This is a genomic window from Kitasatospora sp. NPDC086791 (assembly GCF_040685975.1).
In the GTDB taxonomy this organism is placed as follows: Bacteria; Actinomycetota; Actinomycetes; order Streptomycetales; family Streptomycetaceae; genus Kitasatospora.
In genome coordinates, this window is sequence record NZ_JBFBOC010000009.1 from 71,462 (window position 1) to 82,213 (window position 10,752).

General features: G+C 73.8%; 9 protein-coding genes and 1 pseudogene. 3 read left to right on the top strand and 7 right to left on the bottom strand.

All coding sequences use genetic code 11. The features are described from left to right. Positions 1-283 precede the first annotated feature (283 nt). The 7 genes from pheA to AB0Q99_RS15330 all read right to left on the bottom strand — a co-directional run bounded on the left by pheA (position 284) and on the right by AB0Q99_RS15330 (position 7,828). A complete protein-coding gene (gene pheA, locus AB0Q99_RS15300) occupies positions 284-1,219 on the bottom strand; it encodes a prephenate dehydratase (protein ID WP_363571815.1) in 936 nt (311 codons plus the stop codon). A 199-nt stretch (positions 1,220-1,418) separates the two neighbouring features. After that, on the bottom strand, positions 1,419-2,774 hold the full coding sequence (locus AB0Q99_RS15305; RefSeq protein WP_363571817.1) for a Dyp-type peroxidase: 1,356 nt from the start codon (positions 2,772-2,774) through the stop codon (positions 1,419-1,421). Positions 2,775-2,788: 14 nt separating this feature from the next. Then, complete coding sequence (locus AB0Q99_RS15310) at positions 2,789-4,813, bottom strand: FixH family protein (protein ID WP_363571819.1); 2,025 nt, start codon at positions 4,811-4,813, stop codon at positions 2,789-2,791. Positions 4,814-4,826: 13 nt separating this feature from the next. After that, entirely contained in the window at positions 4,827-5,321 is a 495-nt protein-coding gene (locus tag AB0Q99_RS15315) for a copper chaperone PCu(A)C (protein ID WP_363571821.1), read from the bottom strand. After that, positions 5,318-5,983 carry an SCO family protein gene (locus tag AB0Q99_RS15320; RefSeq protein WP_363571823.1) on the bottom strand — a complete coding sequence of 222 codons (666 nt, stop codon included), beginning with the start codon at positions 5,981-5,983 and terminating at the stop codon, positions 5,318-5,320. The genes AB0Q99_RS15315 and AB0Q99_RS15320 overlap by 4 nt, the downstream gene beginning before the upstream one ends. A 78-nt stretch (positions 5,984-6,061) precedes the next feature. Continuing rightward, positions 6,062-6,814 carry a YcnI family protein gene (locus AB0Q99_RS15325; protein WP_363571825.1) on the bottom strand — a complete coding sequence of 251 codons (753 nt, stop codon included), beginning with the start codon at positions 6,812-6,814 and terminating at the stop codon, positions 6,062-6,064. Between the two features lie 186 nt (positions 6,815-7,000). Then, complete coding sequence (locus AB0Q99_RS15330; protein ID WP_363571827.1) at positions 7,001-7,828, bottom strand: hypothetical protein; 828 nt, start codon at positions 7,826-7,828, stop codon at positions 7,001-7,003. A gap of 230 nt (positions 7,829-8,058) precedes the next feature. Here AB0Q99_RS15330 and AB0Q99_RS15335 point away from each other — a divergent pair, with 230 nt between their 5' ends. The 3 genes and pseudogenes from AB0Q99_RS15335 to AB0Q99_RS15345 form a co-directional block, all read left to right on the top strand. Beyond that, a complete protein-coding gene (locus AB0Q99_RS15335; protein ID WP_363571829.1) occupies positions 8,059-8,697 on the top strand; it encodes an ATP-binding protein in 639 nt (212 codons plus the stop codon). Positions 8,698-8,742: 45 nt separating this feature from the next. Further along, on the top strand, positions 8,743-9,684 hold the full coding sequence (locus AB0Q99_RS15340) for a hypothetical protein (protein ID WP_363571831.1): 942 nt from the start codon (positions 8,743-8,745) through the stop codon (positions 9,682-9,684). Between the two features lie 356 nt (positions 9,685-10,040). Further along, positions 10,041-10,752, top strand: a pseudogene (locus tag AB0Q99_RS15345) (hypothetical protein); the annotation flags it as partial.

A 10,752-nucleotide genomic window follows, 5' to 3' on the forward strand; every position in this document is an offset into this window, starting at 1 on the left:
CCTGTGGATAACTTCGGCCTGTGGACAGCGGAGAGGCCTGTGGACAGCGGCCTCCGGCGCCGGGCGCCCCTGTGGACGACGGGTTCGGTCGCCCGACCCGCCTGATCGGCCCGGTCCAAAACGGTCGGAAAAGGTCAGAAAGACAAGGGGTGTCGCTCAGATGACTCAGTCGGCTCGGCTGACTCGGCTGACGCGGATCGCTCGGCCGACTCAAGCCGGCTCAGACGTCAGGCCGGCTCAGACGTCAGGCCGGCTCAAGCCGGCTGAAGCCGACCCGGCCGACTCAGATGTCCCCGCGCCCGTCGAGCGCGCGGGAGAGCCAGTCCGCCGCCGCGCTGAAATCCGCGTCCGAGGTCCCCGGCCGCCGGTGGATGGACACCTGCCGGTCGGCGCGCGGATAGGAGCCGAGGAACCGCACCTGCGGGGAGATCCGCTTGAGCCCCATCATCGCCTCGCCCACCCGGCGCTCGGACAGGTGGCCCTCGCAGTCGATCAGGAAGCAGTAGTTGCCCAGGCCCTCGCCGGTCGGCCGGGACTCGATCCGCATCAGGTTGATCCCGCGCACCGCGAACTCCTGCAGCAGCTCCAGCAGCGCGCCCGGGTGGTCGTCCGGCAGCCAGACCACCATCGAGGTCTTGTCCGCGCCGGTCGGCGAGGAGATCCGGCCCGGGCGGCCCACCAGGACGAACCGGGTGGTCGCGCTCTTGGCGTCGGCGATGTCCTTGACCAGCGGTTCCAGCCCGTAGATCGGCGCCGCGAACTCGCCCGCGAACGCGCCGTCGTAGCGGCCCTCGGCGACCAGCCGGGCGCCGTCGGCGTTGGAGGCGGCCGACTCCCAGGCCGCCTCCGGCAGGTTGGCCGCCAGCCAGCGGCGCACCTGCGGCTGGGCCACCGGGTGGCTGGTCACCGTCTTGATCCCGGACAGCTCGGTGCCCGGCCGCACCAGCAGCGCGAACGAGATCGGCAGCAGCACCTCGCGGTAGATCATCAGCGGTGTGCCGGAGGCCAGTTCGTCGTTGGTCGCGGTGACCGCGCCCTCCACCGAGTTCTCGATCGGCACGAACGCCCCGGCGGCCTCCCCGCCGCGCACCGCTTCCAGCGCCAGCGCCACCGAGGACAGCGGCACCAGCTCCCGGGTCGCCGCCTCGGGCAGGGTGTGCAGCGCCGCCTCGGTGAAGGTGCCGGCCGGGCCGAGGTAGGTGTAGCGGGTGGCCGACATGACGCCTCCGTGGGAACTCGGTGCTGCCTGGGACGGGTGGTGCGGTGGGGTGGTGCTTCGCAGCGGTGCCGCGGTGTGGTGCCGGAGCTGTCACCCTAACGATTCCCCGGGCGTGGCAGGAAAGCGTTTCGTCGGCCGGACAACACCGCCGCCGCGGTCCGTGGTGCGAACCCTTGCGGACCGCGGCGGCCGCCGGCGGCTACCCCTCCAGTAGCTGCTGCCCGAGGTAGCCGTCGGCCGGCGCGGCCGGGGGCACGGCGTACAGGCCGCTCGCCTCGTGCCGCAGGAAGCGGGAGAGGCCGTCGCCGCGCGAGAGCTTGCGCTGCACCGGGGTGAAGCCCTTGTCCGGGTCGGCCTGGAAGGCGAGGAAGAGCAGCCCGGCGTCGGGCGAGCCGTCCGGCAGCAGCCCGTCGTGGTACGAGAAGCCGCGCCGCAGCATGGCCGCCCCGCCGTTGGCCGCCGGGGCGGCGACCCGGACGTGCGCGTCGGCGGGGATCGCCAGGGCGCCGTCCGGGCCCTGCGCGGACAGGTCGACCGGGGCGTGCTCGCCGGCCCCGGCGGGCGTGCCGAGCGGGGCGCCGTCCGCCTTGCGCCGTCCGATCACCCGTTCCTGGCGGTCCACCGGCAGCGCCTCCCAGTGGTCCAGCAACATCCGGATCCGCCGGAACACCAGGTACGAGCCGCCGGCCAGCCAGGTCGGCCGGTCGCCGCCGGCGGCGCAGAACACCTTGGCGGCGAAGCCGTCCTCGCCCGGCTTCGGGTTGTTGGTGCCGTCGACCTGGCCCATCAGGTTGCGGCCGGTCACCGGCTTCGCGGCGGCCCCGGGGGTGCGGGCGAAGCCGGCCGACTGCCAGCGCAGCGCCGCCGTGCCGGCCGCCAGCCGCTGCAGCACCCGCAGCGCGTGCACCGCGACCAGCGCGTCGTCGGCGCCGATCTGGACGAACAGGTCGCCGTCGCCGCGGGCGGGGTCGAGCGCGTCGCCGGGGAAGGCGGGCAGCGGTCCGAGCCCGGGTGGTCGGCGGTCGGCCACCCCCGCCTTGTCGAAGAGCGCGGCGCCGAAGCCGACGGTGAGGGTGAGCGAGCAGGGCCCGGCGTCCAGCGCGATCTGGTTGTCGAACTCCTCGGCCGGCTCCCCGGCGGTCAGCCGCTCGGCCGCCTTCGTCCAGCGCTGCAGCAGCCCGCGCAGTCCGTCCCGGCCGATGCCGTCGGACAGGTCGAAGGCCGCCAACTGGACCCGGGCCTGCTGCGGTTCGAGGATCCCGGCCTGGTGCTCGCCGCGGAACGGCACCCGGGCCGCGCCGAGTGCGCCGCCCGCGGCCGCAGCGGCCGCGGGGTGGCCGGTGCGGTCGGCGCGGTCCAGGGCGCCCGCCCCGGCGACGCCCGCCCCGGCACCGACCAGCAGGCCGGCGCCGGCGGTGCCGAGCAGCGCCCGCCGGGTGAAGCCCGTCCGGCCGTCGGCGGCCCGCTCCGCCGCCGGCTCGGCATCCGTCCCGTTCGCCGTCCCGTGCGTCGCCATGTCGTTCGTCGCGTTGTTCGTCGCGTTGTTCGTGGTCACGTCGTCCACCGCCGTCAGCCGATCTTGAACTGCTGGGTCGGCGTGGTCTGGTCGATGTCGGAGGAGCGGACCTGCACCGACACCACCCAGGTGCCCGCCAGCGGCAGCTGCGCGGTGCCGCTCCAGCGGCCGGTGCCCTCCGGGGTGAGCGCGACCGGCAGCGGGCCGAGGTCGCGGTCCGGCAGGGTGAAGGCGAGCTGCACCTCGGGGACGTCCACCGGCTGTCCGTCCGCGCCGTCCAGCGCGAGCTTCACCTCGTTCGGGCCGGTCCGGGCCGGGTTGAGGGTGACGGTCGCGGTGCCCTTGGCGTTCGGCGTCCGGCCCTTGGTGTCGTACGGGAGCTTGAGCTCGACGGTGCGGCCCGGCTCGGTCTGCGGCGCCGCCGCCGCAGCCCCGTCGGTGGCCGGCGCGGCGCTCCCGGACGTGACCTCGCTCGCGACCCGTCCGGGCGGGGAGTTGGTGAGCATCGTGGTGACCACCAGCACCGCCACCGCGACCAGCGCCTCGACCAGCACCGAGCGGCGCAGCCCGGCCCGGGTCGGGGTCAGCCCGCGCTCGCGCCCGGCGCTCTCCCGGGCGGCCCGCTGACGGTCCAACTGGGCCTGGCGGACCGGGTCCGCGCTGTGCGCCGCGACGCCGACCGGCTCGGGCACCTCGGCCTGCTCGACCTCCGCCGCCTCGGCCGGGGCCGAGCGCAGCCGGGCCAGCCAGGAGCGGGAGATCCAGGCGACGCCGAGCATCACGACCACGCAGCCGGTCTTCACCAGCAGCAGCCGCCCGTACTCGGTGCCGGTCAGCGCCCCCCAACTGCCGAGGCCCCGCCAGGACTGGTAGATCCCGGTCGCGACCAGTACGGCCACCGAGCCGAAGGCGATCCTGGAGAAGCGGTCCACCACCTCGGCGCCGGCGCCCTCGCGCAGCGCGACCAGCAGCGCGGCCAGCCCGCCCAGCCAGAGCGCCATCGCGATCAGGTGCAGGATGCCGAACGGCAGCGCCAGCCAGACCTGGATGCCCACCGAGGCGTGGTCGGCGCCGACCCAGGTCGCCGCGAGGGCGACCGCCAGCACCAGCCCGGCCACGCCGAGGCCGAGCCGGGCCTCCCGCTGCGGCCGCTCGGCGGCCCGCTGCTCCAGCTCGCGCAGTTCGGCGGCCTCGGCGTCCTCCCCCACACCGCTGCCCTCGGATCCGCCGCCGCCCTCGACGTGCGGCTTCGCCGGGAGCGGCCGCGGCGGCTGGCCCAGCTGGCCGACCAGCAGTGACAGGAACACCCCGCCCGCCGCGAGCAGCAGCAGCCGGGCCGCCAGCGCGGTGCCGATCCGTTCGTCCAGGGTGGCGCGCACCAGTGACAGGTCGAAGGCCTGCCCGACCCCCGAGCCGCGCTCGTACGGGCCGCGCAGCATCAGCACCGCGACGGTCGAGACCAGCAGCGCCGTCCAGCCGGTCATCAGCAGCCGCTGCACCGGGCGCCGGGTGGTGCCGGTCGGCCAGCAGATCAGCACGAAGGCGGCGACCCCGGCCAGCAGCGCGAACGCCGCGTACGCCACGGTCCGTCCGGTGCCGTACAGGGCGGCGACCAGTGAGTCGGCCTTGGCCCCCTGCAGCGCGGTGGCCGACACCGAGGTGTCCGAGGGCGCGCCGATGGAGAAGGTGAACGCCCCGCCGACCGGGTGCGAGTCGTCCGAGACGGCCCGCCAGGCGACGGTGTACGTGCCGTTGGCGAGGCCGCCCTTCAGTCCGACCCGGGCGGTGTTGCCCTTGCCGTCGGCGTGCGCCGGGTCGCCGGTGTCCACGGCCTTGCCGGCCGGGTCGAGCACCCGGACGGAGTCCGAGGAGAGCGACACGGACTCGCTGAAGGTCAGCGTCACCGCCTGCGGGGCGGTGGCGACCACCGAGTTCTGCCGCGGGTCGGTGGAATCCAGGGTGGCGTGCGCGGAGGCCGGTCCGGCGCCCGCGAGCATCAGCGCGAGCAGCGCGCCGAGCACTCCGAGCACCCCGGCGATCCGGCGGTGCGAGGCCTTCTCCAGGCCGGCCGACTGCATGGTGACGGGTCCCCTAACTCTGGCCGGGGCGGTAGGTGAGCTCCTTGACCGGAACCTTGACCGCGATGGTGCCGGACTTGGCGAAGGTGAGGTCCAGCTCCAGCTCGTCGCCCAGGACGGGGGCCTTCTGCCAGCCCATGATCATGAGGTGGGTGCCGCCGCGGGAGAACTGCAGCGCGCCGTGCGCGGGCACGTCCAGGCTGGTGACCTGCTCCATGCTCGACGGGGTCGAGCGGTGCATGGTGACCGACTCGGCGCCCGGGCTGCTCACGCCGACCAGCTGGTCCCGCCCGCCGTCGTTGCGGACGGTCAGGTAGCCCGCCGCCATGCCGCCCGCCGGGGGCAGCGGGATGTAGGAGTCGGCGACACTGAGCCGGGCCGGCCCGCCGGCGGCACCGTCCTGGCCGTCCGTCCCGCAGGCGACCAGGATGGCGCCGCCGCCGAGGGCGGTCGCGACCACGGCGCCCAGCAGGGCGGTACGGCGGAAGCGGCCGGTCCCGGCGGTCACGCCGCGACCCCCTTGGCGAGCAGCGGCAGGTCGTGCTCGTAGGTCTTCTCCTCGGTGCCGCTCATGTAGAGCACGTGCGCCTTGTCGTCCGAGGGGAGGAAGGCCAGCACCTGCGCGCCGTGGGTCGAGGTGACCGTGCCGTCCGCGTTGACCACCGGGTCCTCGATCATGATGCCGAGCGACCTGGCGGCGGTCTTCACCTTGGCGAGGTCGCCGGTCAGGCCTATGAAGTCGCTGCCCATGGAGTCCAGCCAGGTGCGCAGCACCTTGGGGGTGTCGCGCTGCGGGTCGGTGGAGACGAAGACGACGTTGACCTTCTGCCGGTCCTCCGGGGAGAGCGCCTTCATCGCGACGCCGATGTCGCCCATGGTGGTCGGGCAGACGTCCGGGCAGCTGGTGTAGCCGAAGAACAGCAGGGTGGCCTTGCCGTTGGTCTGCTGCCGCAGGTCGTACGGCCGGCCGGAGGTGTCGGTCAGCTGGAGGTCCGGCTTCTCGAAGTTCCTGGCCAGCTTGGTGCCCTGGTACGGGGTGTCCTCCTTCTGCTGGGTGACCTTCGCGGCGGTGGAGCCGCCGGAGGAGCCGCAGGCGGACAGCGTCAGGGCGGCGGCCAGCGCGAGGGCGGCCGCGCCGGCCAGCCGGGCGGTGCGGGCGGTGCGGGGCATGGGGGGATCCGATCGTGCGCGGTGAACCGCCGGCGGGGCCGCACCCACGGTGTCGGTGCGGCCCCGCCGGCGCGGGGGTCAGGAGGCGGAGCCGCCGTTCTTGCGGCGCAGGCCGAGCACGCCGACGGCGGTGCCGAGCACGCCGACCACGATGCCGACCACACCGAGGGTGCGGGCGGTGGAGTCACTGGCCTTGGTGGCGCCGTCCGAGGACGCGGCGTGGTCGGAGCTGTCGTTGTGGGCGCCCGCGGCCGGGGAGGCGGTGACGCCGTGGCCGTCGCCGCCGTCGGCCTTGGTGAGCTTCAGGACGGGCGCGGGCTTGGCCGGCTCGGGCTGGCCGTCCTTGGACTCGTCGATCCAGCGGACCACGTCGCCGTTGTCGTAGGTCTGCAGGGTCTTGAAGACCAGGCTGTCCGAGTCGGTCGGCAGCGGGCCGAGCGAGACCCGGAACTCCTGGAACTGGCCAGGGGCGATCTTGGTGCCCGCGTCGGCGGTCCAGGTGATCTTGGAGACGGCCTCGTTGACGTCGTTGCCGTGCACCTTGATCGGCTTGTCCAGCTTCGACTTCTCGACGGTGGCGGTCCAGCCCGGCAGCGGCAGGGTCCGGACCGAGGCCAGCGGGTGGTCCAGCGGGAGGTTGACCTCCAGCTTCACCGTGCTCGCGGCGTCGCTCTCGTTCGGCACCCGGAAGTCGACGGCCGTGTAACCGCCCTGGGGGGCCGCGCCCGGGTTCACGGTGACGTGCGCGAAGGCGGGGCCGGCCAGCGCCACCACGGAGGCGGCGGCGGTCAGGGCGACGGCGGCGATACGGCGGGTGGGAAGGGAACGCATGATGCGGGGTCTCCGATCGGAGCTCGGCAGGCCGGGACCGGGCGGCGGACGGAGCCGCGCCTCGGGGGCCGCGCGTGGGGACGTGTGGGGGCAGAGCCTCGGGGCCGGACCCGGTGGTCGGGAAACGGCCCGGACGGTGCGCACGCCCGGCACCCGGAACGGCCCGCAGGCCGCCAGGAACACGGATCAGTACGCGAAGACCCCGCGCGGCGGCCCGCGCCGCACCACGCTGTGCCGCAGCACGGCACTCACCGGAAGCGGACCCTCGCCGCCCCGGGCCCCGAACCGGCGGACCGGACCGGCCACGCCGAACAGGCCGCGCAGCAGCGCGGCCGCCAGCACGAACACCGACCTCAGCGGCGCCGCCCAGTGCTCCCGGGCCGCCGACGCCACCACCCGCAGCAGCCGCCACAGCGCCGCCTCGCCGCGCCGCAGCCACCAGCCCGCCACCAGCGCGGCGGCCAGGTGCCCGGCCAGCATCGACGGCGTCAGGCCGAACACACCGCCCTGCCACCACGGCACGGTGGCGAACGCGTGCGGGTCCAGCCCCGCCGACGAGACCAGCTGCTCCGCGGACGGACTGCCGGGCAGCCCGGCCAGCGTGCCCGGGCGGGCCTCGTTGCAGATCAGCCGACCGGCCACCTGCGGCACGGTCAGCGGACCGGAGCCGCCGTGCCCCATGCCGGACATGGCGGTGGAGTCGTGGCCGCCCAGGCCGTGGAAGAGGACGTGCAGTCCGAGCTGCCCCGCGCCCAGCGCCCCGGCGATGCCCGCCAGCGAGCGCTCCCGCCCACCACAGGCCGCGGCGAGCGCCAGTACCGCGGCGAAGCCCGTCGCCAGTGCGGTCGGGGGGACGTCCCCGCCGCCGGCCAGGGCGTGCCCGGCGGCCGCTATCAGCGTGCAGAGCAGCGCGAACGGGACCGCCCGGGCAAGCCGCAGGTCCCAGGCGGCGGACCCCACCGGCTGAGCCGGTCCGGGTGCGCCCGGGATCGGGGCGGCGGCGAGGGCAGTCATGGCCGGGCCATCCTCTCATTGCGTACACCGCCGACACGGGCAGGGTCGGAAATCCCTACGAATGCCCCTTTCGGCGGCGGCGTGCGGGGCCGGGTGCGCGCCGCCCGGCACAGACCCCGTCCCCCAGTCCATCCGCCGAACGGGCGGTAGCGGCCCCCGGGCACGGTTCACCGCCGAATCGCCCGGAGATACCTAGTTGTATGTGGAGCCGCAGCCAGGAGGGACCTCCCGTGGACATCCGGTGGACTCTGCACCTCAAGCGCGACCCGGCCAGCGTTCCGCTGGCCCGGCGCATCCTGCTCGGCGCCATGGCGACGGCCGGCGTCGACCCGCAGATCGCCGACGACCTCGGCGTCGCGCTCAGCGAGGCCTGCGCCAACGCCGTCGAGCACGGCGCCACCGGGCGCGCCGACGACGGCTTCCAGGTCACCGCCTCGATCAGCGGCGACCGGCTGCGCATCGAGGTCACCGACTCCGGCCCCGGCCTGCCCACCCCCTCCGCCCCGCCGGCCCGCCGCCCGGCCGCCGCCGCCCCGAGCCGCCCGACCGCGACCGGCCGCGGTCCGCACCGCTCCCGTCGCGGCCGCGCCACCGTCCCGGCCCGGGTCCTCGCCGCCCACCGCCCCCGCCGCGACGGCCACCCGTACGACACCCACGTGCTCCCCGGCCGCCCCACGGCTCCCACGCTGCGCCCGGTCGACCTCGACACCCTCCCCGACCTCACCGCCGAATCCGGCCGCGGCCTCTTCCTCATCCACGCCCTCGCCGACCACGTCCAGCTCCGCAACCATCCCCTGCGGGGGGCGATCGTGAGCTTCGACAAGATCCTCAAGTGGCAGGACGGCGCATTGCTGCGGGCGGCCTCGTAGCGCCACTGCGGCCTTGAACTGCGAAAACAGCACCGAGGTGTACGCATGCCGCAGGGCGTGCATGCCGTCGTCCAGGGCCGCCTGGAAGTACTTCGCCCCCTTCTCACGTGGCGGGATCACCCCGGCCGCGACGAGCGCGAGCTTCCAGGCGCCCGTGTTGAAGACGTTGCGGTGGTACCCCTTGGCGCTGTCATCGGTGAAGAGCAGGTTCGCCGCGTGGGCCTCACCGTCTGCGGTACGCCAGGGGAGCGTGACCCGAGTCGGCGGGAACCTCTTCATGTGGGCCTTCAACGCACGCGCCAGGCCATCGGGCAGCGGGACCTGCCGGACCTTGCCGCCCTTCGGCAGCGCGAACACCATCTTCGTCGCCACGAAGCGGACCTGCCGACGCACCGTCACCATGCGACGTCGGAAGTCGATGTCGTCCACGGACAGGGTGAAGACCTCGACCTGTCGCAGCCCGCAGCCGAACGCGACCGAACCGTCGGCCTGGAAGCGCTCCGTCAGGCCGTTAATGACCGCGTGGACGCGCTCCACGGCCACGGGACGACCGGGCTCCTTCTCCACCTTCGGGAAGCTCACCGACTTGGCCCGGCGGGGGTTGGTGGCCATGGCGCCGTCGTCAACTACCTCATCCAGCATCATGATCAGGACGGAGCCGTACCAAAGGGCGGGTTCTCCGCCTGCACCGACAGCATGGCCTGGGCGGCGGGCATGGCGTTCACCAAGCTGTACCGGGAGACCGGCCAACGGCGCTTCCTGGACGGCGCGTTGAAGACGGCCAACTGGATCCGGACGAACGCCGCCGGCACCCGGGGCGCGGGCGGCTGCACCGGGGGCTGCGCAACGACGACGGCACCGGGCGGAGCATGGTCCCAATCAGCTGGAAGGCCGCCGAGCACGACATCGACACCGGCGCCACTGCGCCCCGGCGCCACCACCTGGTGCGTCATCGCCGCACAAGGAGGGCCCCGGTTCCGCTTGTAGGCATGCTTCGACCGGAGGCAGCGCGAAGTCCGCATCAACTAGCTGCAAAATGAAGAAGTTTCAGCCATAAGGACGCCGCAGTCGATCCATGGGTCGACTGCGGCTTCCGCCTATATGTGCGTAAAAGTCAGCAGAATTAGCTGAGCTGACGGCGTGTGATCAAGCCACGTGCCTCGTTGATCATTTTCACTAAACATTGACTCATCTGTGTACCGAGTGAAGGATCGGGATCCGTGACCAGCCGTCTGGTTCCGGACCGGGGGCCGAAGGGCAACGCCGGCCGGAGGTCACGGGCGGTCCGCCGAACGAGCGGCCCCCAGGTATTCACCCATCCATCGCCCGAGGGGGAATCCTCCATGTCGACTACGCACGTCCTCTCTCGCTCCCTGGCCGTCACGGCCGCCGCGTGCCTCGTCGCCGGCATCCTCACCACCACTCCGGCCTTCGCCGCCGACCCCTCCGCGCCACCGTCCGCGCCCACCGTCGTCGACAACGACAAGGGCGGTGCCGGGCAGGGCCCGTACGCCGCGCCCGCCCTGCTGGCCGCAGGCCCCCGGATCACCCGCAGCGAGGTGATCAACCGCGCTGCCTCGTGGGTCGGCCAGGGCCTCAAATACACCCACACCGGAGAGACCTACCAGGGCTATCGCAAGGACTGCTCCGGCTATGCCTCGATGGCCTGGAAGCTCTCCACCTACATGGGAGGACTGGACACCACCAGCTTCGTCCCGACCGGTGTCGCCTCCTGGATCGGCAAGGAGGAGCTGAAGCCCGGCGACGCGCTACTCAACGACGCGGCGGGCTACTCCGGGCACATCGCTCTCTTCGCCGGCTGGACGGACTCCTCGCACTCCTCCTACGACGCCTACGAGTTCACCGGCGACGGCGTGCACCACCGGACCATCCCCTACCCGTACTTCCCGGGCCACGGCACCTTCAAGCCGGTCCGCAACAACAGCATCGTCGAGGACTCCGGTGACCAGCCGGTGGCCGGGAACTGGGACGGGGGCGCGGCGGGCAACGTCGGTGTCTGGCGTCCTTCGACGGGTCAGTTCCATCTGCGTTTCG